This window comes from Streptomyces tirandamycinicus (assembly GCF_003097515.1).
Classification (GTDB): Bacteria; Actinomycetota; Actinomycetes; order Streptomycetales; family Streptomycetaceae; genus Streptomyces; species Streptomyces tirandamycinicus.
Window position 1 is genome coordinate 6588604 of sequence record NZ_CP029188.1, and the last position, 23606, is coordinate 6612209.

21 protein-coding genes are annotated in these 23606 nt (G+C 73.7%); 11 read left to right on the forward strand and 10 right to left on the reverse strand.

Features of this window, described 5'->3' with window-relative positions:
• Positions 1-115: 115 nt before the first annotated feature.
• Positions 116-892, forward strand: coding sequence for a GNAT family N-acetyltransferase (locus DDW44_RS28465; protein ID WP_108908265.1), 777 nt, complete (start codon positions 116-118; stop codon positions 890-892).
• Positions 889-1851, forward strand: a complete 963-nt coding sequence (locus DDW44_RS28470; protein WP_108908266.1) for a lysophospholipid acyltransferase family protein — start codon at positions 889-891, stop codon at positions 1849-1851. Before DDW44_RS28465 ends, DDW44_RS28470 begins: the two co-directional genes overlap by 4 nt.
• On the opposite strand, the gene egtD is transcribed toward DDW44_RS28470, so the two are convergent.
• From egtD to egtA, 4 genes are read right to left on the reverse strand one after another with little or no spacing between them, the layout of a single operon-like run.
• Positions 1746-2708 (reverse strand): L-histidine N(alpha)-methyltransferase, encoded by a 963-nt coding sequence (gene egtD, locus DDW44_RS28475; RefSeq protein WP_018891666.1) that lies wholly within the window; start codon positions 2706-2708, stop codon positions 1746-1748. The two genes, DDW44_RS28470 and egtD, sit on opposite strands and share 106 nt — an antisense overlap.
• Positions 2705-3460 (reverse strand): ergothioneine biosynthesis protein EgtC, encoded by a 756-nt coding sequence (gene egtC / locus DDW44_RS28480; protein WP_108908267.1) that lies wholly within the window; start codon positions 3458-3460, stop codon positions 2705-2707. The genes egtD and egtC overlap by 4 nt, the downstream gene beginning before the upstream one ends.
• The gene (egtB, locus tag DDW44_RS28485; protein ID WP_018891664.1) at positions 3460-4773 is read right to left on the reverse strand and encodes an ergothioneine biosynthesis protein EgtB; all 1314 of its coding nucleotides are present in this window, start codon (positions 4771-4773) and stop codon (positions 3460-3462) included. Before egtB ends, egtC begins: the two co-directional genes overlap by 1 nt.
• Positions 4770-6038 (reverse strand): ergothioneine biosynthesis glutamate--cysteine ligase EgtA, encoded by a 1269-nt coding sequence (gene egtA / locus DDW44_RS28490; RefSeq protein ID WP_108908268.1) that lies wholly within the window; start codon positions 6036-6038, stop codon positions 4770-4772. Before egtA ends, egtB begins: the two co-directional genes overlap by 4 nt.
• Before the next feature lie 158 nt (positions 6039-6196).
• Between egtA and DDW44_RS28495 the strand changes: the two genes are divergently transcribed.
• The gene (locus DDW44_RS28495; protein WP_108908269.1) at positions 6197-7030 is read left to right on the forward strand and encodes a TIGR02452 family protein; all 834 of its coding nucleotides are present in this window, start codon (positions 6197-6199) and stop codon (positions 7028-7030) included.
• Positions 7031-7296: 266 nt separating this feature from the next.
• Positions 7297-7566, forward strand: a complete 270-nt coding sequence (locus tag DDW44_RS28500) for a hypothetical protein (protein WP_017947246.1) — start codon at positions 7297-7299, stop codon at positions 7564-7566.
• A gap of 199 nt (positions 7567-7765) precedes the next feature.
• On the opposite strand, the gene trxA is transcribed toward DDW44_RS28500, so the two are convergent.
• Positions 7766-8149 carry a thioredoxin gene (gene trxA, locus DDW44_RS28505; protein ID WP_017947245.1) on the reverse strand — a complete coding sequence of 128 codons (384 nt, stop codon included), beginning with the start codon at positions 8147-8149 and terminating at the stop codon, positions 7766-7768.
• A 152-nt stretch (positions 8150-8301) separates the two neighbouring features.
• Between trxA and DDW44_RS28510 the strand changes: the two genes are divergently transcribed.
• On the forward strand, positions 8302-9837 hold the full coding sequence (locus DDW44_RS28510; protein WP_244224137.1) for a dihydrolipoyl dehydrogenase family protein: 1536 nt from the start codon (positions 8302-8304) through the stop codon (positions 9835-9837).
• 262 nt (positions 9838-10099) lie between these two features.
• On the opposite strand, the gene DDW44_RS28515 is transcribed toward DDW44_RS28510, so the two are convergent.
• Together DDW44_RS28515 and DDW44_RS28520 are read right to left on the reverse strand one after the other, a co-directional pair.
• Positions 10100-10450, reverse strand: coding sequence for a tetratricopeptide repeat protein (locus tag DDW44_RS28515; protein ID WP_017947243.1), 351 nt, complete (start codon positions 10448-10450; stop codon positions 10100-10102).
• A 193-nt stretch (positions 10451-10643) separates the two neighbouring features.
• On the reverse strand, positions 10644-11840 hold the full coding sequence (locus tag DDW44_RS28520) for an IS110 family RNA-guided transposase (RefSeq protein ID WP_108907037.1): 1197 nt from the start codon (positions 11838-11840) through the stop codon (positions 10644-10646).
• A gap of 258 nt (positions 11841-12098) precedes the next feature.
• Here DDW44_RS28520 and DDW44_RS28525 point away from each other — a divergent pair, with 258 nt between their 5' ends.
• On the forward strand, positions 12099-13064 hold the full coding sequence (locus DDW44_RS28525; protein ID WP_108908271.1) for a pirin family protein: 966 nt from the start codon (positions 12099-12101) through the stop codon (positions 13062-13064).
• A gap of 198 nt (positions 13065-13262) precedes the next feature.
• Positions 13263-14207 (forward strand): universal stress protein, encoded by a 945-nt coding sequence (locus tag DDW44_RS28530; RefSeq protein ID WP_108908272.1) that lies wholly within the window; start codon positions 13263-13265, stop codon positions 14205-14207.
• Positions 14208-14304: 97 nt separating this feature from the next.
• On the opposite strand, the gene DDW44_RS28535 is transcribed toward DDW44_RS28530, so the two are convergent.
• Complete coding sequence (locus DDW44_RS28535; RefSeq protein WP_108908273.1) at positions 14305-14772, reverse strand: Crp/Fnr family transcriptional regulator; 468 nt, start codon at positions 14770-14772, stop codon at positions 14305-14307.
• A gap of 580 nt (positions 14773-15352) precedes the next feature.
• On the opposite strand from DDW44_RS28535, the gene DDW44_RS28540 reads away from it, so the two are divergent.
• The 3 genes from DDW44_RS28540 to DDW44_RS28550 all read left to right on the forward strand — a co-directional run bounded on the left by DDW44_RS28540 (position 15353) and on the right by DDW44_RS28550 (position 18281).
• Positions 15353-16240: a universal stress protein gene (locus DDW44_RS28540; protein WP_108908274.1), complete on the forward strand. Its 888-nt coding sequence runs from the start codon at positions 15353-15355 to the stop codon at positions 16238-16240.
• Between the two features lie 232 nt (positions 16241-16472).
• Complete coding sequence (locus DDW44_RS28545) at positions 16473-17342, forward strand: universal stress protein (protein WP_108908275.1); 870 nt, start codon at positions 16473-16475, stop codon at positions 17340-17342.
• A 246-nt stretch (positions 17343-17588) separates the two neighbouring features.
• A complete protein-coding gene (locus tag DDW44_RS28550; protein WP_108908276.1) occupies positions 17589-18281 on the forward strand; it encodes a response regulator in 693 nt (230 codons plus the stop codon).
• Positions 18282-18421: 140 nt separating this feature from the next.
• On the opposite strand, the gene DDW44_RS28555 is transcribed toward DDW44_RS28550, so the two are convergent.
• Positions 18422-18844, reverse strand: coding sequence for a pyridoxamine 5'-phosphate oxidase family protein (locus tag DDW44_RS28555; protein WP_017947236.1), 423 nt, complete (start codon positions 18842-18844; stop codon positions 18422-18424).
• A 171-nt stretch (positions 18845-19015) separates the two neighbouring features.
• On the reverse strand, positions 19016-20755 hold the full coding sequence (locus tag DDW44_RS28560) for a sensor histidine kinase (RefSeq protein ID WP_244224138.1): 1740 nt from the start codon (positions 20753-20755) through the stop codon (positions 19016-19018).
• Positions 20756-21051: 296 nt separating this feature from the next.
• On the opposite strand from DDW44_RS28560, the gene DDW44_RS28565 reads away from it, so the two are divergent.
• Positions 21052-23442 carry an ATP-binding cassette domain-containing protein gene (locus tag DDW44_RS28565; protein ID WP_108908277.1) on the forward strand — a complete coding sequence of 797 codons (2391 nt, stop codon included), beginning with the start codon at positions 21052-21054 and terminating at the stop codon, positions 23440-23442.
• The last annotated feature ends 164 nt before the right edge of the window (positions 23443-23606 follow it).

Here is a 23606-nt window from a genome sequence, read left to right on the forward strand (position 1 = left end):
CCACATCCGCGCTCCGCACCACCGTCACGTCGAGTCCAGCCGGTCGCGGAATTAGTTAGGAGCCGGACCGCGGCAAGGCGCGGCCCGGCTCCACCGTCCGGCAGAGGAGACCGCCATGCCCGCATCGTCAGCCGCCGTCGCCGCGCCCCTCGTCGCAGCCGAGCCCCGCTACGTGGTGTCGCTCGCCCGTGACCAGGAGGACGTACGGGCCGCACAGCGGCTGCGCCACCAGGTGTTCGCCGGCGAGCTGGGCGCCCGCCTGGAAGGCTCCGAACCGGGGCTGGACGTCGACGCCTTCGACGCGTACTGCGACCACATCCTGGTGCGCCACGAGGAAACCGGCGAGGTCGTCGGCACCTATCGGGTGCTGCCGCCGGAGCGCGCCCGGGTCGCCGGGCGGCTCTACTCCGAGACCGAGTTCGACCTGTCCCGGCTGGCCCCCATCCGCGACGGCCTCGTCGAGGTGGGCCGCTCCTGCGTCCACCCCGCCCACCGCAACGGCGCCGTCATCGCGCTCGTCTGGGCCGGGCTCGCCCGCTACATGACCCGCACCGGCCACACCTGGCTGTCCGGCTGCTGCTCGGTGCCGCTCGCCGACGGCGGCGGGCTCGCCGCCGCGACCTGGGACGCCGTCAAGGCCAGGCACCTCGCTCCGGAGGACTACTGGGTCACCCCGCACAAGCTCTGGAGCGCGGACGGCATCGCCCGCCCCGAGGGCCGCACCGAACTCCCCCCGCTGCTGCGCGGCTACCTGCGTCTCGGGGCCTGGGTCTGCGGCGCGCCCGCCCACGACCCCGACTTCGGCGTCGCCGACCTCTACGTCCTGCTCTCGCTGCGCCGCACCAACCCCCGCTACCTGCGGCACTTCCTGTCCCTGGCGCCGGTGAAATGAGCGTCTGGCTGCCCACGGCGCCCTGCACGCCCGCCGACTGCGCGTCCCCGCGATGGCCGACCGTGCGGCGGTCCACCGCGGTCCTCCGCCTGGCCGCCGGTACGGCGGCGGTCCTCGCGGGCGTCGTACTCGCACCGGTGGCGGTCCCCCTCGGCCCGGCCGGCCGAGCCCGTCTCGCCGCACTGTGGTGCCGCACGGTGATGCGGGCCTTCGGCGTACGGATCCGGGTGACCGGCGCCGTCCCGGGGGAGCGGGTGCCCGGGCGTCCCGGACCGGGCACGCTCGTCGTCCCCAACCACATCTCCTGGCTGGACATCCCGCTCGTCGCCTCGGTCCTGCCCGGGCGGATGCTGGCCAAGCGCGAGGTGCGGCGGTGGCCCGTGCTCGGACCGCTCGCCCGGTTCGGCGGCACCCTGTTCGTCGACCGAGACCGGCTGCGCGAACTCCCCGCGGTCGTCGGCGCCATGGCCGGCGTGCTCCGGCGCGGCTCGCGGGTGGTGGTGTTCCCCGAGGGGTCCACCTGGTGCGGCCGGGAGCGGGGCCGCTTCCGGTACGCGGCGTTCCAGGCGGCGCTCGACGCCGGCGCGGTCGTGCAGCCCGTGCACATCGCCTACCGGCCCGTCGGCGCGGCCGCGTTCGTCGGCGACGACGCGCTGGGTGCCTCGCTGTGGCGGGTCGCGACGGCCGCCGGGCTGACCGCGGAGATCACCGTACTGCCGCCGATCCCCGCGGCGGCCCACGCCGACCGCCGCTCACTCGCCCGGGCGGCCCAGCGGGCCCTCGGCCGGGCGGCGGTGCCCGGCGCCACCGCCGTCCCGCACCGGCGACCCGGTGGGCCGCGGACGATCCCCGCTCAGACCATCGTCGACAGGGACAGCGCGAACCTGCCCTCCGCGTCGGTCCACCACTCGGTGAGCTTCATCCCCGCGGCCGCGAGCTCCGAACGCACCCCTTCCTGACGGAACTTCGCGGAGACCTCCGTACGGATCTCCTCGCCCGCCTCGAACGGAACGACGAGATCCAGCCCGCGGATCTTCACATTCGCCCGCTCGCGTGCGCGCAGGCGCATCTCGATCCACTCCCGGCGGTCGTTCCAGACGGCCACGTGGTCGAAGCCGTCCAGGGGGAAGTCCGCGTCCAGCTCCCGGTTGACCACGGCGAGCACGTTCTTGTTGAAGTCGGCCGTGACGCCGGCCGCGTCGTCGTACGCGGCCACCAGCACCCGCTCGTCCTTCACCAGGTCCGTGCCCAGCAGCAGCGCGTCCCCGGGCGCGAGGAGCGCCCGGACGGACCGCAGGAAGTCCGCGCGCTCGTCGGGCAGCAGATTGCCGACCGTTCCGCCGAGGAACGCGACCAGCCGCGGGCCGGGGGCGTCCGGCAGGGCCAGTACATGGGTGAAGTCCGCGATCAGCGCGTGCACATGGAGCCCCGGCCGGTCCGCCAGCAGCGCCTCGCCGGCCCCGGTCAGCGCGCTCTCGCTCACGTCCACCGGGATGTAGCTGTGCAGGTCCGGCAGGGCGTCCAGCAGGAAGCGGGTCTTCTCCGACGAGCCGGAGCCGAGCTCCACCAGGGTGCGGGCGCCGGTCGCGGCGGCGATGTCCCGGGCCCGGCCGGCGAGGATCTCCCGCTCGGCGCGCGTCGGGTAGTACTCGGGCAGCCGGGTGATCTCCTCGAACAGCTCGCTGCCGCGGGCGTCGTAGAACCACTTCGGCGGCAGCTCCTTGGGGCTGCGGGTCAGGCCGTGCCGCACATCGGCGCGCAGCGCGGCACTCGTGGCGTCCTCGGGCAGGGTGCGGGTCAGCTGGAACGGGCTCACGCGGACGGCTCCTTGAGCGGGGTCAGTAGTACGTCGGTACGGGTCGCCGTGAGCAGCGCTCGGTCGGGCACCTCGCACCATCGGGGGTCGTCGTCGTACGGCTCCGACGCCACGACCGTGCCCCGGCCGGGTTCGGCCAGGTACCAGAGCGTGTCGCCCCAGGCGGTCGCGGCGATCGTCACGCCGTCGGTCAGCAGCAGGTTGAGCCGGGAGCCCGGCGCGGCCCGGGCCGCGTCGAGCACGGTGTCGGCGACGGCCTGGCCCGGCTCGTCGCCGTCCCGCAGCCGGTGCAGCACCAGCGCCCACACCAGGGCGGAGTCGCAGCGGGCCTCCAGCGACAGCAGTTCCGTGGCGGGCAGCGCGGCGGCGAGCGGGCCCATGCTGCCGGGCCAGCCGCGCACGGCTCCGTTGTGGCTGAACAGCCAGGGACCGGCGGCGAACGGGGCGGCCGCGGCCTCGCCGTCCGCGCCGGCCTCCGTCGCGTCCCGGACGGCGGCCAGCAGCGCCTCGCTGCGGACCACCCGGGCCAGGTCGGCGAAGGACGGGTCGGCCCAGACGGGCCCGGCACGCCGGTAGCGGGCCGGGACCGGATCGCCTTCGGCGTACCATCCCACGCCGAAGCCGTCCGCGTTCACCGTCCCGTGCCGCTGCCGGCGCGGCGCCCACGACTGCCGCAGCAGCGCGTGCGGCGGCCGCACCAGCAGCTCCCCCAGGGCTTCCGGCCGCCCGACGAAGGCGATATGACGACACATCAGGCATCCCGGGCGGTACGGAAGCCGGAGAAGATCTGCCGGCGCACCGGAAGGTCCCAGTTGCGGAACGTGCCCCGGCAGGCCACCGGGTCCACCGCGAACGAGCCGCCCCGCAGCACCTTGTGCCCGGGGCCGAAGAACACCTCCGAGTACTCGCGGTACGGGAACGCCGCGAACCCCGGGTACGGCAGGAAGTCGCTCGACGTCCACTCCCACACGTCGCCGATCAGCTGCCGGGCCCCGCACGGCGAGGCGCCCTCCGGGTACGCCCCCGCGGGCGCCGGACGAAGGTGCCGCTGCCCCAGGTTGGCCCGCTCGGGCGTCGGGTCGTCGTCGCCCCACGGGTAGCGCCGCGAACGGCCGGACGCGGGATCGTGCCGGGCGGCCTTCTCCCACTCGGCCTCCGTGGGCAGCCGCCGTCCCGCCCAGCGCGCGTAGGCGTCCGCCTCGTACCAGCTGACGTGCAGTACCGGCTCGTCCTCGGGCACCGGCTCGGTCACCCCGAACCGGCGGCGCAGCCACTGGCCGCCCTCGCACCGCCAGAACAGCGGCGCGCCGATGCCGTGCCGGCGGATCTGCTCCCAGCCCTCGGGTGCCCACCAGCGCTCGTCGGTGTAGCCGCCGTCCGCGACGAACGCCTGGAAGGCGCCGTTGGTGACGGGCGTGGTGTCGATGAAGAACGCGTCCACATGGCGGTGGTGCGCGGGCCGTTCGTTGTCCAGCGCCCACGGCTCGGCGGAGGTGCCCATGGTGAACGGCCCGGCCGGCACGGGCACTTCGGCCGGCAGCCCGGCGGTGCCGCCCCCGGGCGGGTCGGGGGCGTCCAGCGCCGCCGGGCCGCGGCGCAGCTGATGGGTGATGAGCATGGTCTCGTCGTGCTGCTGCTCGTGCTGCGCGATCATCCCGAAGGCGAAGGCGGAGTCCACCAGGGGGCTGCCGTGCAGCGGGTGCGCCTCCAGGACGTCCAGCACCCGGCCGCGGATGTCGGAGGCGTACGTCCGGGACTCGGTGGGGGACAGCAGCGGCAGGGCCGGGCGCTCCGCACGCGGGTGCTCGAACGCGTCGTACACGGAGTCGATCTCGGGCCGGATCGCCTCCCGTCCGGCGACGGCCCGCAGGAGCCACTGCTCCTCCTGGTTGCCGATGTGCGCCAGGTCCCACACGAGCGGGGACATCAGGGGCGAGTGCTGGGCGGTGAGTTCGCCGTCGTCGACGCACTCCGTCAGCAGCCTGGTGCGGGCCCTGGCCGTGGTCAGCGCGTCCAGGGCGCGCTTCCTGAGCACCTCGTCCGCGGCCACCGGGGTCTCGGTCATGAGCGGGTCTCCTTGCTGAGGAGCGGGAAGTCGTCGGCCGGGCACCGGCCGGGCAGTACATGGCGCTCGTGGAACGCGGCGACCGCGTCCTGTACGGCCTTCGAGGCGCCCAGCCGGGGGAGGGCCTCCAGGGCGACGGCGAAGCAGCCGACTGCGGCGCCGTGCAGCTCGGGGTCGGACAGGCCGTGCCGTGCGGCGCCCACCCACAGCGGGTTGCGGGGCGCGGGCAGCGGGCCGGCGGTCTCGGCGAGCGGCTTGACCGTGCGGTAGGCGGTCTCGGCGGCCTCCGGGTCGTCGAAGAGGGCCGTGGTGACGGCGAGCGGGACCATCCAGCCCGTCTCTCCCGGCTGCGCGTCGATCATGCGCAGTTCGAGGTGCCCGCGCGGCCGCACCGGCGGGAACAGCGTGGTCATGTGGTAGTCGAGGTCGGCGCGGGTGGGCGGCCGGGGCTTCCCGGACCGGATCCACTCCCGGAAGGTCAGCCCCTCCGGTACCGGCCACGGACCCTGGGCGGCACGGACGCACATCACCGGCGTGTCCAGCACATGCGCCGCCCAGGCGTCACGGGGTGGTGCCCCCGGGGGCGGTGCCAGGGCCCGCGCCGGGTCCAGATCGGCCCACAGCGCCTGCCGGGTCGAGCGCCAGCCGGTCTCCCCGCCCGCTCCGGCCGGCGAGTTGGCGAAGGCGGCGACGAGCACGGCCCCCAGCAGGTGCGCCAGCTGCCAGCGGCGGCCGAGGCCCAGCGGACCCGGCTCCTCGTACCCGGCGTCCAGGCACACCTGCACGGACGCGGTGGAGCACATCATGGACCGCCCGGCGGGGCCGGTGCGGTCCAGGCACGCCTCCATGGCGTCGTACCGGGGTTCGCGCAGCAGCCGGCGCGGCGGGTTCCAGGGGTCGTGGCCGCACCCGGTGAGCACCAGCCCGGAGCGGGCCAGCGCGGTCCGCACGGCGGCAAGATCGGCCGTGGTGGAGTCGATGCACTCCATCAGCGACGCGGCGGGCGGCGAGCTGAGCTCCAGCTGCCCGCCCGGTTCGAAGGTGAGCGCCGAACCGAGGGCCAGGCCCCGCAGTCCGGCGAATGCCCGGTCGAGACGGGCCTCGTCGACGGGCAGGTGCGGCAGATGCCGGTCGTGCACAAGCCATTCCAGCTCCACTCCGACGGTGCGGGGCGGGCCCGTCTTGAAGCAGATACATCGGAGCAGTTCCTCGGCGTCGTCCTCGGAGAGCGGCGGGGCACTGCCCGCGCGGCCCGGTGCTGCCATGATCGGATCCTCCTGTCGAAGGCGTTCCGTCCACCTAATGCCACCGCTGCGGTTCGCACAAGAGTGCACCCGGAGTACGGCGGTCCTGCCTCTGAGCGGGGTGAACGGGGCGGAAAACGGCTTGCCGGGCGCCTCCTTGATCACCGAGAATTCCGGGCATGAGTGCACGATTGCGGGGGGTCGCGCGGCAGAACGAGGAGATCGTCGGAGCGGGTCGCTACCGGGCACCGGGCGGCCACACGGTGACGATCGGCGGGGATCTGACCGCCGCGGTCGAGGGGACACGGATGTACGGGCCCGAGCCCGTGCCGGTGGTCCCCGACACGGACCGTTTCAGCCTATGCGAGGTCACCGGGGAGAGCAGCCTGGCTGCCGCGCGGCGGATGACCGGCCGGGATGCCGGCCCGGTCGCGGTCCTGAACTTCGCCTCGGCCCGCAATCCCGGCGGCGGGTACCTCAACGGAGCCCAGGCGCAGGAGGAGGCGCTCTGCCGCGCCTCCGCGCTCTACACCACGCTGCTGGCCGTCCCCGGGTTCTACGCCCACCACCGGGAGGTCCGTGACCCCTTCTACTCCGATCGGGTGATCCACTCGCCCGGAGTGCCGGTGTTCCGGGACGAGCGCGGCGGCCTCCTCGACGCGCCGTTCACGGCGGGGTTCCTCACCTCACCCGCGCCCAACGCGGGAGTGATCGCGGGCCGCACGCCCGAGCTGGCCCGCCGGATACCGGCGGCCCTGGCCTCCCGGGCCGAGCGGGTCCTGGAGACGGCGGCGGCGACGGGCTACCGGCGGCTCGTCCTGGGCGCCTGGGGCTGCGGGGTCTTCCGCAACGACCCGGCGCTGGTCGCGGGGGTGTTCCGGACCCTGCTCACCGGGGACGGCCGGTTCTCCGGGCACTTCGACGAGATCGTCTTCGCGGTGCTGGACCGGACCCGGGAAGGAAGGACGCTCGGCGCGTTCCACGCGGCCTTCCCGGGGGCACCCGGCGGCTGATGCGGTCATCCGTCGCGGCCTCCGGCGGCCCGCCCGTCACGCCGGTCCCGCCGGTCCTGCAGGTCCCGCCGGTCCTGCCCGTCTCAGGGCAGCCGGTCCTGCGCGGACCGCCGCCGTCACGCGGCCGCCCGGGCGGCCGCGTGACGGCGGGGCGGGCCGGGCGCAGATGCGTGACGGGCGGGATGCGTACGGGCGGACATGCGTGACGGGCGGAGAAGCGCTCGGGCGGACATGCGTGACGGGCCGGGCCTGACTAGCGTCGGGGCATGAGCACTCTTCCGCGGCGCTTCGAGATCCTGCTCGTGCCGGAGCACGTCGAGGACCGCGGCGGCGCGGCGGTCGAGGACAGCGCGGTCCGTACGGCCGTGGTCGAGACCACCGGAGAGCGGGGGGCATCGGGCTACCCGCGCTACGCGGGGCACGGAATCGTCGCCGACGTCGACCCCGAGACCCGCACGGTGGAGGCGCTGCTCGTGGACGGCTCGGAGCTCGACTACGGGCTGACGGCACTGGTCAGGGACTGGGAGCCCGGCTGATCGGCCCGGACCGGCTTCCCGGGGCCGGGAAGCCGGTCCGCCGGTCCCGGCACCCACCCCGCGGCGAGGGCGCCGACGGGCGGGAGGGCAGTCGGCGGGCCCCGGGAGGCGCCGGCGGGCGGCTGCGGGCGGCGGGGGAGGTACGCGCCCCGCACGGTCCGCGCCGCTCCTCGCGGCTATGCCCGCCGCCCGCCGAGGGTCACTGCTGCCGGGCCCCGTTCTGCTGCTGCTCGTCCTCGATGGCCTTGCGCACCTCGTCCATGTCCAGCCCGCGTGCCTGGCCGATCACGTCCTCCAGGACCGGCTCGGGCAGCGCGCCCGGCTGCGAGAACACCGCGACGTTCTCCCGGACGATCATCAGCGTCGGGATCGAGCGGATGTCGAACGCCGCCGCCAGCTCCGGCTGGGCCTCCGTGTCGACCTTCGCGAAGACGAGGTCCTCGTGGCGCTCCGAGGCGCCTTCGTACACCGGGGCGAACTGGCGACACGGACCGCACCAGGAAGCCCAGAAGTCGATCAGGACGAAGTCGTTCCCGGAGACGACCTGATCGAAGTTTTCCTTGGTGAGCTCGACAGTGCTCATTGCCTACTACCTCTTCCTGGGGTGTCCGGTCGGCCCCGTCCCTCCGGCGCCCTCGCGGCGCGAGGGGACGCCCGCCACAACATGCGCGGGGTACGGCCGTATTCCGCCTGCCCCTGTGGCCGCCGCCCACACCTGGCACCACACTGGTCCGTATGACGGCAGCCGTGGAGTACGACGTCGTGGTGCTGGGAGCAGGGCCGACCGGCGAGAACGTGGCGGACCGCACACGGGCCGCCGGACTGAGCACGGCCGTGGTGGAGGGCGAACTCGTCGGCGGAGAGTGCTCGTACTGGGCGTGCATGCCCAGCAAGGCGCTGCTGCGGCCCGTGATCGCGGGCTCCGACGCGCGCAGGGTGCCGGGCCTCCGCCAGGCGGTAGGGGGTCCGCTCGGCACGGAGGCCGTTCTCGCCCACCGCGACGAGATGACCTCGCACTGGAAGGACGACGGCCAGGTCTCGTGGCTCGACGGCATCGGCGCCCGGCTGTACCGCGGGCAGGGCCGGCTGCACGGCCCCCGCAGGGTCGTCGTCGAGGGGCCGGAGGGCGAGCACCATGTGCTGACCGCCCGGCACGCCGTCGCCGTGTGCACCGGCAGCCGGGCCGCCCTGCCGGATCTGCCGGGTCTCAACGGGGCCAGGGCCTGGACCAGCCGCGAGGCGACCAGCGCGCACGCCGCGCCGAGGCGGCTGGTCGTGGTGGGCGGGGGAGTCGTCGGTACGGAGATGGCGACCGCCTGGCAGGGGCTCGGCTCGCAGGTGACCCTCCTGGTGCGCGGCCAGGGGCTGCTCCCGCGCATGGAGCCGTTCGTCGGCGAGCACATCGCGAAGTCGCTGACCGAGGCCGGGGCGACCGTGCGGACCGGTGTGGGTGTGGCCGCTGTCAACCGGCCCGACCCCGGCGGCCCGGTCACCGTCGTCCTCGACGGAGGCGAGCTGATCGAGGCCGACGAGCTGCTGTTCGCCACGGGCCGTGCCCCGCGCACCGACGACATCGGGCTGGACACGGTGGGTCTTCAGCCCGGCTCCTGGCTCTCGGTCGACGACAGTTGCCGGGTCGACGGCCACGACTGGCTGTACGGCGTCGGTGACGTCAACCGCCGTGCCCTCCTCACCCATCAGGGCAAGTACCAGGCCCGTATCGCCGGTGCGGCCATCGTGGCCCGCGCCCGGCACTGCCCGCTGCTGGAGACCGATCGCTGGGGCGCCCACGCGGCGACGGCCGACCACGACGCCGTGCCGCAGGTCGTGTTCACCGACCCCGAGGCGGCCGCGGTCGGACTGTCACTGGCCCAGGCCCGCGCCGCCGGGCACCGGGTCCGCGCGGTCGACAAGGACCTCGCCGCCATCGCGGGCGCGAGCCTGTTCGTCGACGACTACCGCGGCCGCGCCCGGATGGTCGTGGACCTCGACCGGCAGATCGTCCTCGGGGTCACCTTCGTCGGCCCGGGCGTCAGCGAACTGCTCCACTCGGCCACGATCGCGGTGGCCGGGGAGGTGCCGATCGACCGGCTGTGGCACGCGGTGCCCTCGTACCCGACGATCAGCGAGGTGTGGCTGCGGCTGCTGGAGGGATACCGCGACGGCGCGGACGGTGGCGACGGCACGGACGACGGCGCGGACGGTGGCGACGGCACCGACGGCGACACGGACGGTACCGACGGCCGGGGCGGCCGCGGCCAGGGCGGCTGACCGGCCGCCTGGGGCAAGGGAACGCCGACGGCGACACGGGCCCGCGCGGCCGTCCGCTGCCGGGTACGGACCGCCCCCGGGGACGGTGCGGGGGAGGTGCCGGCGCCCGGCGCCGCCCGCACCGGGACCCCTCGGATACCCCGGCGCCCGGTCCCAGCCCGCCTACCGAACGGAGCCGCGTACCGAACGGAGCCGCGCACCGAAGGGAGCCGCGTACCGAACGGAGCCCGGGCCTCTGGCGGAATCCGCGGCGGCAGCAGGCTCAGCGAGCCTCGGGGAACTCCCCGGACATCGCCGCCGCCAGCCGCAGATGGGGCGCGGCCTCGCCGTCCCTGCCCTGCCGCTGCAGCGTGCGGCCCAGCATCAGGCGGGCGTAGTGCTCGACCGGATCGCGTTCCAGCACCGCGCGGAGCTCGGTCTCGGCCTTGCCGAGCCGGGCCGAGTGGTAGTAGGCGCGAGCCAGCAGCAGCCTCGGGGCGACCTGTTCCGGTGCCTCCGCGACGAGGCCGTCGAGGATCCGCGCGGCCGTCGTGTACTCCTTGGCGTCGAAGAAGAGCCGCGCGCGGTCCCACCGCTCCGCCGGAGTGCCGAACTCGTAGTAGTGGTCGTTCACGTGATCTCCCTCTCCGTCGTCCGCGGGTGGCCGGCCGCGGTGCCGCTCCGCCGTCCCGCGTCATCCTCAACCCACGAGAGTGGTTGAATGTTCCACATTCTTGGGGTGGGGCGCGCCGGCACCGCACAGGGTCAGCGCCGCGCCAGGCAGGGCCTGCCTGTGGCGACGGGGCGAACGCTTCCTAATGGTGTTGTCAAGCAGCGTTAGTGACTGGTGGTGTCACCTCGTAGCACCGTCGGTCACGGATCAGTGCCCAGATGACGTTGACGCGTCGGCGGGCCAGGGCCAGCACGGACTGGATGTGTTTCTTGCCCTCGGCGCGTTTGCGGTCGTAGAACTTCCGCGAGTTCGGGTCGTAGCGGACGCTGACGAGCGCGGAGGTGTAGAAGACGCGCTGGAGTCTTCGGTGATAGGTCATGGGCCGGTGGAGGTTGCCGCTGACCTTGCCCGAGTCGTGAGGCGCGGGGGCAACGCCGGCGAAGGCCGCCAAGGAGTCAGGGGAGTCGAACTCGTCCAGGCCGCCGCCGATGGCGGCGAGGAACTCGGCGCCGAGGGTCGCGCCGATGCCGGGGACGCTCAGGAGGATGTCGGCGAGTTCGTGCTCGCGAAACCGGCCCTCGATGAGCTTGTCCAGTTCCGAGATCTGCTCGTTGAGGGTCATCACCTCCCCGGCCAGGGTGTGGACCAGCTTCGCGATGGTCTTCTCCCCGGGGACGGCGGTGTGCTGGCGTTCGGCGGCCTCCACGGCGGCTTCGGCCAGGGCTCTGGCGTTTCGGACCTTGCGGTTGGCCAGCCACGTCGTCAGCCGTGCGGTTCCGGTGCGGCGGATCGCGGCAGGGGTCTGGTAGCCCGTCAGCAGCTTCAACGGGCCCGTGTTGGTCAGGTCCAGGGCCCGTTCCAGGGCCGGGAACATGCTCAGCAGGGTGCCGCGCAGGCGGTTGACGGAGCGGGTCCGGTCCTCGACCAGGTCAGCTCTGCGTCCGGTCAGCAGCTTCAGCTCGATCGTGGCTTCGTCGCCTGGGCGGATGGGGCGCAGGTCGCGGCGCATTCTGGCCTGGTCGGCGATGACGTAGGCGTCGCGGGCGTCGGTCTTGCCCTCGCCGCGGTAGCCGTCGGACGCTCGGTTGACCAGCCTGCCGGACATGTAGAGGATTTCCTGGCCGTGGCTGACCAGCAGGGCCAGCAGCAGGGCCGGTTCCCCGCCGGTCATGTCGATGGCCCAGGTGACGTGGCGGCCGTCGGCGAGGTCCAGGACGTCTCCGATCAGCTTCAGCAGCTCGGGCTCGTCGTTGGCCACCCGGCGCGACAGCAGCGTCTTGCCGTCCGTGTCCAGGGCGAGGCCGTGATGGTGGCCCTTGCCGCTGTCGATCCCCACCCATATCCGGCTCATCGTGCTCCTGACGTACGTATTCGTTCTGTTCGTGCCACGGACGACCTCGCCGGCATTGCTCTACACAGCGACTTGTTCGCACTTCCTAATCGGCGGCCGAGTCGTCGTGGGGAGCCGGGCGGCCAAGCCTTCAAAGCCACGATCGGCAGCTGCCTGATAGCCACACCCGGCTCCCCTGGGCGTCCTCACCCTACGAATGGGAGGAGCAACCCGCTGCCGAAAGGTAGAGCTGCCTGAGGGGGCACTAGGTTGGGCGCCATGAGCAATCTCGATCGTCAGGCTGCGCTCTCCGTGTGCGGCGGCAGGGGCTTCGTCGTCGCGGATCCGGTGCGCGAACTCCTCACCCCCCGTCGTGTCCCGCTCGGCGAGTCCACCGAGGTCCGCCGGCTGCTTCCCAACCTCGGACGCCGGATGGTCGGTGCCTGGTGCTTCGTCGACCACTACGGTCCCGACGACATCGCCGACGAGCCCGGGATGCAGGTCCCGCCCCACCCGCACATGGGCCTGCAGACCGTGAGCTGGCTGCACGAGGGGGAGGTGCTGCACCGGGACAGCGTCGGCAGCCTCCGGACGATCCGGCCGGGGGAACTCGGCCTCATGACCTCGGGGAGGGCGATCAGCCACTCCGAGGAGAGCCCGAAGAGCCATGCCCGGCTGCTGCACGGCGCCCAGTTGTGGGTAGCCCTGCCCGACGCCCACCGTCACATGGAACCCCACTTCGAGCACCACACGGAGCTTCCGCAGGTCACCGCCCCCGGCCTGACCGCCACCGTCATCCTCGGCGAGCTCGACGGCGCCCGCTCACCGGGCTCCGTGTACACGCCGATCGTGGGCGCCGACCTCGCGCTGGCCCGCGGCACCGAGACCGCCACCCCGCTCGAACCGGACTTCGAGTACGCCGTGCTCTCCATGTCCGGCGAGGCCCGCGTCGACGGCGTTCCCCTGCTCCCCGGCTCGATGCTCTACCTCGGCTGCGGCCGCAGCGAACTGCCCCTCCGCGCCGAGTCGGACGCCGCACTGATGCTCCTCGGCGGCGAGCCGTTCGAGGAGGAGCTGATCATGTGGTGGAACTTCATCGGCCGTACGCACCAGGAGATCGAGACCGCGCGCCAGGACTGGACGGAGGGCTCCCGCTTCGGCGAGGTCCAGGGCTACGCGGGCGAACGGCTCTCCGCGCCCGACCTTCCGCCGGTGCCGCTGAAGCCGCGGGGACGGGTGCGCTGACCGGGCGTTCTCCGCCCGCAGCCGACCGTCAGCACACCCGTAAGGGGGTGGCAGCACCTCCTCCCGCCGGCCTGGTACGGGGACGCCGCCGAGACCGATGGGGCTGCTCGGCCCCGGACCGGGGACCTTCGGTACCTGCCCCCGCGGCCCCACCCGCCACCACCCTGGCAGCGCAACCCCGAACAGGAGGTGGACGGCATGTCCCGCAACGTCACCGCGGGTCTCGACGGCGCCGTGACCGACGCGCCCGGCGAGCGGGCCCACGCCGGGCCGCTGGTCGTGGGCGTCGACGGTTCCGAGCCGAGCCTGCGCGCCACAGACTGGGCGGCCGACGAGGCCGCCCTGCGCGGGGTGCCGCTGCGGGTGGTGTACGCCTGTCTCTGGGACCGGTACGAGGGCGCCGCGCTCGCCCTGGACATCGGCGATCCGACCGAACCGCCCCCGCCCCAGGACCTGGTGGGCGCCGCCGCCGAACGAGCACGCGCCCGGCACCCCGATCTGAGGGTCACGGCCGACGTGGTGTTCGAGGAGCCGGGGTACGCCCTGATCCGCGCGGCCCGGAACGCCTCCGCGCTGGTCGTGGGCACCCGCGGCCGCAGCGGCGTCGCCGGGATGCTGCTCGGCTCCGTCAGTCTGACCGTCGCCGCCCACGCCGACTGCCCGGTGATCGTGCTGCGCGGCAGCCACGACAACCGGGCGACGCCACCGGTCCACGGCCGGGTCGTCGTGGGGGTCGGCGAGGACGCGAAGGAGTCCGCGGCGGTGCGCTTCGCCGCCGAGGAGGCACGGCGCCGCGGCGTGCCGCTGGAGGCCGTACGGGCATGGCGCTGCCCCGCGCACGAGCCCGGCGGCTACCCCCTGATGGTCGGCCGGCCCACCCGTCAGTACGAGGAGAGGGCCGTCGAGGTACTCGAAGCGGCGCTGCAGGACCTCCCGGCGGACGTAGAGGTGCGTCGGCGCACGGTCGAGGGCCACGCCCGCCGGGCGCTGGTGGACGCCTCGCACAGTGCCGACCTCCTGGTCGTCGGAGCCAGGCGCCGTGAGGGGCACCTCGGGCTCCAGCTCGGCAGCACCGCCCACGCGGTGCTGCACCACTCGGCCTGCCCGGTCGCGATCGTGCCGCACCGGGCGCACGACGCCTGATGACCGGCGCCTCGGAGGCTCGCCGCGTGATCGGGGACATGGGTCCTGTAGCGCCGCTGTTCGCCTACGTCGTCACAGCCGCCGTTCGCCTACGTCGTCACAGCTGCCGGCTGCCGCTGCCGTAGGGGGCGTACAGGTCGAGCAGCCGGGTGCGGGTCGCACGCAGCCGGTGGGCGAGGACGCCGCCCACCCACTCGGCGACGCTCACGCCGAGTGCGGGGTCGTCCTGGCACATCAAGCGGATCGCGACGGCGTCGAACTCGTAGGCCCGCACCGGACTGGTCGCCTCGGCGCCCAGATGCCAGGCGTGTGGCGCGTACAACCAGGACCACCCGACGAGTTCGTTGTGCCGAAGGGTCTCGATGACCGCGGCGCGTCGGCCGGGCACACACATGTCCAGGTCGACCGAGCCGGTGCGGATGATCCAGAACCGGTCGGCGCGGCCGCCCTCTTCGAAGAGGCGGGTGCCCTGGGGGAAGGACACCTCCCGAGCGGAGCGCATCAGCCGCCCCCTGTACTCGGCGGGGAGCGCCCGCAGCATGCCGGCCGTGGCGGGAGCGTTCATGGATGTGCCTCCGGTAGGGGCGTACGGACCTGCCATGTCCAGCGTGTTCCCGCTCCCGGCGTGGGGCCATGGGCCACCCGGCCCCATGACCGGGCCGCCCGGTACCGCGTCCGGACCCCGCGGCACGCTGCGCCCGCAGGGGCCGGGGAGTTCGACGGGATGGGAGCCGGCCCGAAGGAACCCGCTGGAAGGCCGGCAGGGCCCGGGCGGCAGGACGCCCGGGCGCCGCCCCGGGCCTCGCAGCCCTCCGACGGGTGCGCGTCACGCGTCATGCCGGAGCCGGAGGTGCGAGCGCTCAACGCGCGGTCCCGAAGCCGTGGCGCCGGCAGTGGCGCTGGCCGTGGCGTGGCCGTGGCATCGGGGGAACCGGATCGGAGCCGGATCGGAACCGATCGGAACCGGATCGCCCGTTCGGCGAGTCGGCGCCCCGCGGTGTGGGACGCGGCGGCGGCCGGGCCGGTACCCGGCCGCTGCGGGGAAGTGCCGGTCGGCCCTGGCGGTGGTGCCGTCAGCCTCATGCACACGGCTGGTGGCCGAGGGATTCTTGCGGGTGAGTCGAGTGGCGCAGGCAGGAGGAACGATGAGCGGTGTGGTGGTAGTCGGTGTGGACGGGTCGGCGTCGAGTCTCGCCGCGGTCGAGGCCGCGGCACGGGAAGCGCGGCTGCGCGGGGCGGGGTTGCGGGTGGTGCACGCGTTCATCTGGCCCGCGATGCACGTGCCCCTGGGCCCGTCGCCGCTGGGGCCGGCCGAGGGCGGGCTCCGGAACATGGCCGACCGGTTGGTGGCAGACGCCGTCGAGCGTGCGCGCGCCGTGGAACCCGAGGTCGAGGTCGGCCACGAAGTGGTGACGGGTGAGCCGCTGACGGTCCTGGAGGCGCAGTCGCGAGCGGCCGAGCTGGTGGTGGTCGGGTCCCGCGGCATGGGCGGGTTCGTCGGGCTGCTGGTCGGGTCGACGGCCGTACACCTGGCGGCATACGGCCGGTGCCCGGTGCTGGTCGTGCGTGAGCAGCCGAGTGCGGAGGGCCCCATCGTGCTGGGCGTCGACGGCTCGACGGCGGGCGGGGCGGCGGTGGACTTCGCGTTCGCAGAGGCCGAACTGCGGAAGGCGCCACTGGTGGCGCTGCACGCCTGGACCACCTGGAACGCGCCGATGCCCGCACCCAAGGACCCGTCGATGCCGTACGCGAGCCCGCCGGGCGCCCTCGCCGGGGAAGAGGAGCGCCTGCTGTCCGAAGCGCTCGCCGGCTGCCAGGAGCGGTACCCGGGCGTGGTGGTGGAGCACAGGGTGGTGCACGGCGCGACACGGGCGGCGCTGATCGACGCGAGCCGGTCCGCGCAGCTGGTGGTGACCGGCGCCCGGGGCCGGGGCGGTTTCGCCGGGCTGCTGCTCGGCTCGGTCAGCCAGGCCCTGCTGCACCACGCCCACTGCCCGGTCGTGGTGGTGCGGGGAGCGGACGCGCGGCACTGACCTCGTGCGGTGGGCGGCCCACCGACCTCGTGCGGCAGGCCTCCGGGCGGCGCGGCGGGTGGCCGGGTGTGTAGCACCCGGAGGGACCCGACAGGGCCGACCGGCCCCTCGGGACGGACTTGTGGCCCCTGGGCACGCCGAGCCGACCGCACCGAGTCTGGAAGCCGAAGGGCCACGCGTCGGCGATGGTCCGGAACGGGAGTGTCCAGTGAGTGACTCAGTCGTTGATCCGGTGATCGTGGGCGTGGACGGTTCCCCCTCCAGCATCGGCGCGGTCGAAACCGCCGCCCGCGAGGCGCGTCTGCGCGGGGTGGGGCTGCGGATCGTGCACGCGTTCGGCCCGGTGCCCGCATATCCGACCCTCGACGCGCCACCGGGGAACCCCGCCGACCACCTCTTGGAGCCGAAGGCGAGGGAGGCACTGGCGGGCGCCGAGGAGCGGGCGCGCGCGATCGCCCCCGACATCCGGATCACCCGGTCGGTGGTGGCCGGGGACGCGCTCGAGGCGCTGGAGACCGAGTCGCGGTCGGCGTCGCTGGCGGTGGTCGGCAGCCGGGGCATGGGCAGGTTCGCCGGTCTGCTGGTGGGGTCGACGGCGGTGCATCTGGCCGCCCACGGCCGCTGCCCGCTGATGGTGGTGCGGGGCCGCCCCGACCCGGCGGGTGCGGTGGTACTCGCCGTGGACGGCTCCGAAGCCGGCGAGGCGGCAGTGGAGTTCGCGTTCGCGGAGGCGGCGATGCGCCGGGCGCCGCTGGTCGCCGTACACGTGTGGAACACCTGGAGCGAGGGCGCCTACGAAGGCCCCGGCGACCCCCTGACCGCCGTGGTGGCGGACGCCGAGCATATCCGCGAGGCCGAGCAGCACCTGCTGGACGAGACGGTGGCCGGCTGGCAGAAGGCCCATCCCCAGGTCGTCGTGGAGCGGCGCCTGGTGCGCTCCCGGATACGCCCGGCCCTGATCGACGCCAGTCGCGGCGCCCAGCTGATGGTGACCGGCGCCCGGGGCCGGGGCGGCTTCACCGGCCTGCTGCTCGGCTCCGTCAGCCAGGCCCTGCTGCACCACGCCCACTGCCCCGTCACCATCGTCCGCGGCAAGGAGTGACCGCGCCCGAGCGGCGGTCCACGGCTGGGAGCCGCACCCCGCCCGATCGGCAGCCGACCGCCGGGAGTCGGTGCCGTCGGTGCCGTCGATCGCGGCGACGGTCGTGAGAACGCCGGAGCGGAAAGGGCCGGTCGGCCCTGGCCGTTCGACCCCGGAATCACCCAGGATCTCTGACAGGCCAGGACCGGCCCCGCGGGCGCGGGGTTTCCGGTTCCCGGGACAGACGACACAGGACTGGAGCCGTCGATGGCGGACAGCGGGCACCCCGGTAGCGACAACCCGATCCGCGTCTTCCTCATGGACGACCACGAGGTGGTACGGCGCGGTGTGCGCGACCTGCTGGAAGACGAGCCGGACATCACCGTGGTCGGCGAGGCGGGCACGGCAGGGCAGGCCCTGGTGCGGGTTCCCGCGCTGCGCCCGCAGGTGGCCGTGCTCGACGTGCGCGTGCCCGACGGCGACGGAGTCACCGTCTGCCGCGAGCTGCGCTCACGCATGCCGGAACTGTGCTGCCTGATGCTGACCTCGTTCGACGACGAGGAAGCCCTGCTCGACTCGATCATGGCCGGCGCCTCCGGATACGTGCTGAAGCAGATCCAGGGCACGGATCTGGTCTCGGCCGTCCGTACCGTGGCCGCCGGACAGTCCCTGCTCGACCCGAGCGCCACCGCCAGGCTGATGACCCGGCTCCGTCGGGGCCGGGAGCCGGATCCCGAGCCCGACGCCCTGCCGGGGCTGACCGAGCGGGAGCGGGAGATCCTGGCTCTGGTCGGTGAGGGACTGACCAACCGCCAGATCGGCCGGCGGCTCTACCTCGCCGAGAAGACGGTCAAGAACCACATCTCCCGCCTGCTGGCCAAGCTCGGTGTGGAGCGGCGCATCCAGGCCGCGGTCATCGCTACCCAGGCCCAGGAACGGTCCAGGCACGACGTCCACTGAGCTGTACGGAGATCGGCTGTACGGAGGCAGGCGGTGGAGTCCCTGATGACGGGGCCACGGTCCTGGCGAAGCAGAACCACACCGGCACCGCACCGGACCCGGCGGGGTCCGCCGCGCCCCGCGCCCACTGCCGGGTCGGCTCACCGCGCGCCGGGTGCTCCCCTGAGCTCGCGTCCGGTGACCATCTCCGATTCGATCCGTACGAACACCCCGTCCCGCAACGGCATCCAGGATCCCGGGCCGGTCCGTGACAGCCGCTCGTGCTCGGCGGGGTCGGTCACCACGCTGGCCGGCCCGGTGACGACCACACTCCAGCCGGACCGGGTTGCGGCATCGAACTCGTCGGCCTCGAAGGCGACCACGACTCCGTCGACGGCCCGTACGAGATCCGAGGCAGGCGAGGTGCACATCAGCACGCAGGCGCTCTCGTCGAGGCGGAAGTTGACGGGGAGGACCGCGGGCAGCGCCTGCCGGGTGTACACCACACGGCCCACGGGCGCCCTGGCCAGCAGCCGCAGGCACTCCTGCCGGTCGAGTACGCGATAGCCGTCTGTCTGGAACACCGGTCCATCGTCCCCCGGGCGCCGTGAGGGGGGTAGGGCCGACCGGCCCTAACCCCCTCACGCGGGACAGCGGTCGTGTGAGGTCGTCCGCAGACGCGAGACGAGCCAGGGGGCCCTCGGCATGCGGGTTCCCGCGGGCGCGCATCGTGCGCGTGAGCCCGGGCGCGAGGGTCAGGCTCGTGCCCGCGCGGGCAGCGGCACCGTCCATTCCACGATGGTGCCGGTGGGCTGGTTCGGCGTGAGGGTGAAGCCGCCGCCGAGGTCGGTGGCGCGCCGGCGGAGGTTGTCCAGGCCGCTGCGGCGGGTGACGGCCGGGTCGATGCCCCGGCCGTTGTCGGCGACGCGGAGACGGAGCCGTGCGCCGTCCGTCTCGGCGGTCACCTCGACGGCGGTTGCGCGGGCGTGCCGGGCGGCGTTCGAGAGGGCCTCGCGCAGCACCGCCAGCAACTGCTCGGCATGACTTTCGGGGACGTCCGTGTCCAGCAGGCCGGTCATGCGCAGGGCGGGGGCGAAGCCGAGCACGGTGGCGGCCAGGTCGGTCTCGGCCAGGAGCTTCCCGCGCAGTCCGCCACCGCCGTCGGCTCGGTCGCGCTCGCGCAGTGCGTAGATCGTGCCGCGCACCGTCTTGATCGTCTCGTCCAGGTCGTCGACGACCCGCTGCACCCGCTCGGCCACCTGCGGCCGGTCGGAGACACGGCCCAGCACCGAGTTCAGTGTCAGCCCGGAGGCGAACAGCCGCTGGATGGCCAGGTCGTGCAGGTCGCGGGCGATGCGGTCCCGGTCGCTGAGGACCATGAGGTGCTCGGCCTCGCGCCGGTGCTCGGCGATCTCCAGGGCGAGTGCGGCCTGGTCGGCAAAGCCACGGATCATGGTCATGGTGGCGTCGGTGAACTCCGTGCCGCCGGACAGATTGGCCACCTGCAGAACGCCGCGCACCCGCTCGGCCCCGCCCAGCGGGAGCAGGAACCCGGGGCCCAGGCCGATTCGTGACGCGGAGCCGCCCCCGCCCTGAGGCTCCTGTGACAGGGCACCGCTCATGAACCGCCGGTTGGAGTGGTAGACCCGCGCGGCCAGCGTGGCGGCCGGCAGCACGAGCCCGCGTACCTGCTCGGCGCGTTCGCCCTCGGCGGCCTCGATCACCAGCTCGTCGCCGGCGTCGAACGGTACCGCCAGCGTCACCAGATCGGCGCCGGACAGTTCCTTGACCGTGGCGGCGATCTGGTGCAGCACCTGCTCCGTGCCGGTGCCCGACAGCAGGTTGCGGGTCAGTTCACTGCTCGCCGCCAGCCACCGCTCACGGCGCCGGGTGTCCTCGTACAGGCGGGCGTTGTCGATCGCGACGCCGGCCGCGGCAGCCAGGGTGCGCAGCACCGCCTCGTCGTCGTCGTCGAACTCCGCCCCGCCGCGCTTGTCGGTCAGGTACAGGTTGCCGAAGACCTGATCGCGCACACGCACCGGCGCACCCAGGAACGTCGTCATCGGCGGGTGCCCCTCGGGGAAGCCGACGGAGCCGGGATGGCGGCCCAGATCGGCCAGGCGCAGCGGCTCCGGCTCCTTGATCAGCAGTCCCAGGATGCCCTGCCCCTCCGGGTACTGCCCGATCGCCTCGATCGTGCCCTCGTCCATGCCGACCGTGATGAACCGCCGGATCCTGTCTTCCTCGCCCAGCACGCCCAGGGCCCCGTACCGGGCGTCCACCAGGGTCACGGCGGACTCGGTGATGCGGCGCAGCACGACGTCGAGATCCAGATCGGTGCCGATGGAGAGGACCGCGTCCAGCAGCGTATGCACCCGGTCCCGTGTCGCGCGGACCTGCTCCACCTGCGCCTGCAGACCCTCCAGCAGTTCGTCCAGCCGCAACTGAGGTGCCGCGGGGACGCCCTTGCTCCCCCGCGCCGGACTCTCCGCCATCCCCGCTCCCTCCGCGCACGCCGCCACCCCATCATGCCCGAACGGCCCTGCCGCGGGACGGGCGCATGTGCCGGCGCGGCCGTCGTGGCGATCAGGAGCCCGGCCGCCACGTCGGCGCGCCGGCGCGGGGTGGGCACCCGCCGCGCCGCGCCGTCGAGAGGGCCGGGGCCGTGTGCCTTCGCATCCATGATCCGCACCGCCGGAGGGCCACCGTACATACTGCTCGGAGCCGGTGGGGGTCCGCGCCGGGCGGCCTCGGCGAGAGAACGGGAAGACGCACAGCAGATGGAGAGACGATGAGCAAGGTCACGGCGACCGGCCCGCAGTCGCCCGAACCGCACGCCGCCGACAGCCACGACATGATCCGGGTGCACGGCGCGCGGGAGAACAACCTCAAGGACGTCGACGTCGAGATCCCGAAGCGCAGGCTCACGGTCTTCACGGGCGTCTCCGGCTCGGGCAAGAGCTCCCTGGTGTTCGACACCATCGCCGCGGAGTCGCAGCGGATGATCAACGAGACCTACAGCGCCTTCGTCCAGGGCTTCATGCCGGCGACGGCGCGCCCCGAGGTCGACGTCCTCGACGGCCTGACCACCGCGATCAGCGTCGACCAGCAGCGGATGGGCGGCGATCCCCGCTCCACCGTCGGTACCGCCACGGACGTCAACGCGATGCTGCGCATCCTCTTCAGCCGGCTCGGGCGGCCGCACATCGGCCCGCCCAGCGCGTACTCCTTCAACACCGCCTCGGTCCGGGCGAGCGGCGCGATCACGGTCGAGCGCGGGGACCGGAAGGCGGTCAAGGCGACCTTCTCCCGCACCGGCGGCATGTGCACGCACTGCGAGGGCCGGGGCAAGGTCTCCGACATCGACCTGGGCCAGCTCTACGACGACACCAAGTCGATCGCCGACGGCGCCTTCACCATCCCCGGCTGGAAACCGGACAACCTGTGGACCGTGGGGCTCTACGCCGCGTCGGGGTTCCTCGACCCGCACAAGCCGATCCGCAGCTTCACCGAGCAGGAGATGCAGGACTTCCTGCACCGCGAGCCGACCAAGGTGAAGGTCAAGGGCGTCAACCTCACCTACGAAGGACTCATCCCGAAGATCCAGAAGTCGTTCCTGTCCAAGGACAAGGAGTCGATGCAGCCCCACATCCGGGCCTTCGTGGAGCGGGCCGTCACCTTCGCCACCTGCCCCGAGTGCGACGGCACCCGGCTCAGCGAGGGAGCCCGGTCGTCGAAGATCGGCGGCGTGAGCATAGCCGACGCGTGCGCGATGGAGATCCGCGACCTCGCGGAGTGGGTCCGCGGACTGGGCGAGCCGTCGGTGGCGCCGCTGCTCACGGCACTGCAGAACACCCTCGACTCGTTCACCGAGATCGGCCTCGGCTACCTCTCACTCGACCGTCCGGCGGGCACGCTCTCCGGGGGTGAGGCGCAGCGCGTGAAGATGATCCGCCACCTCGGCTCCTCGCTCACCGACGTCACCTATGTCTTCGACGAGCCGACCGTCGGCCTGCACCCCCACGACATCCAGCGGATGAACACACTGCTGCTGCGGCTCCGGGACAAGGGCAACACGGTGCTCGTCGTGGAGCACAAGCCGGAGGCCATCGCGATCGCCGACCATGTCGTGGACCTCGGCCCGGGCGCCGGCACGGCCGGCGGCACCGTCTGCTTCGAGGGCACCGTCGAGGGGCTGCGGGCCAGCGACACCGTCACCGGCCGCCATCTCGACGACCGGGCCACACTCAAGCAGACGGTGCGCACACCCGCGGGCGCACTGCCGATCCGCGGCGCGACGGCCAACAACCTGCAGGGAGTCGACGTCGACATCCCGCTCGGAGTGCTCTGCGTGGTCACCGGCGTCGCCGGCTCCGGCAAGAGCTCGCTCGTCCACGGGTCGATCCCCGCCGACGGGGGTGTGGTGTCGGTCGACCAGAGTGCCATCCGCGGTTCCCGGCGCAGCAATCCGGCGACGTACACCGGACTGCTCGACCCGATCCGCAAGGCGTTCGCCAAGGCCAACGGAGTGAAGCCGGCGCTGTTCAGCGCCAACTCGGAGGGAGCCTGCCCCGCCTGCAACGGTGCCGGCGTGATCTACACCGACCTGGCGATGATGGCCTCGGTCGCCACCACCTGCGAGGACTGCGACGGGAAGCGGTTCCAGCCCTCGGTGCTGGAGTACCGCCTCGGCGGCCGCGACATCAGCGAGGTGCTCGCGATGCCGGTGACCGAGGCCGAGGAGTTCTTCGGCGCGGGCGAGGCGCGCACCCCGGCCGCGCACCGGATCCTCGGCCGGCTCGCCGACGTCGGCCTCGGCTACCTCAGCCTGGGCCAGCCGCTCACCACGCTGTCCGGCGGCGAGCGGCAGCGGCTGAAGCTGGCCACCCACATGGCGGACCAGGGCGGCGTCTACGTCCTCGACGAGCCGACGACCGGCCTCCACCTGGCCGACGTCGAGCAGTTGCTCGGGCTGCTCGACCGGCTCGTCGACTCCGGCAAGTCCGTGATCGTCATCGAGCACCACCAGGCGGTCATGGCGCACGCCGACTGGATCGTCGACCTCGGCCCCGGCGCCGGGCACGACGGCGGCCGGGTCGTCTTCGAGGGCACCCCCGCCGACCTGGTCGCCGCCCGTTCCACCGTCACCGGGGAGCACCTCGCGCGGTACGTCGGCGCCTGACCGGCCCGCACGGGGCAAAGCGGGCCCCGTACGCCGTCCGGCAGGCCCGGGCCCGCAGCCGGGGCCCGGGCCCTCCCGGTCGGTGCGGGCGCTGCCTCCGCTCGACGTTGCCGAGGGCCGAAGACCGGGCCGCGGCCGGAGCCGGCGTGGGACGGCCGGAGGTG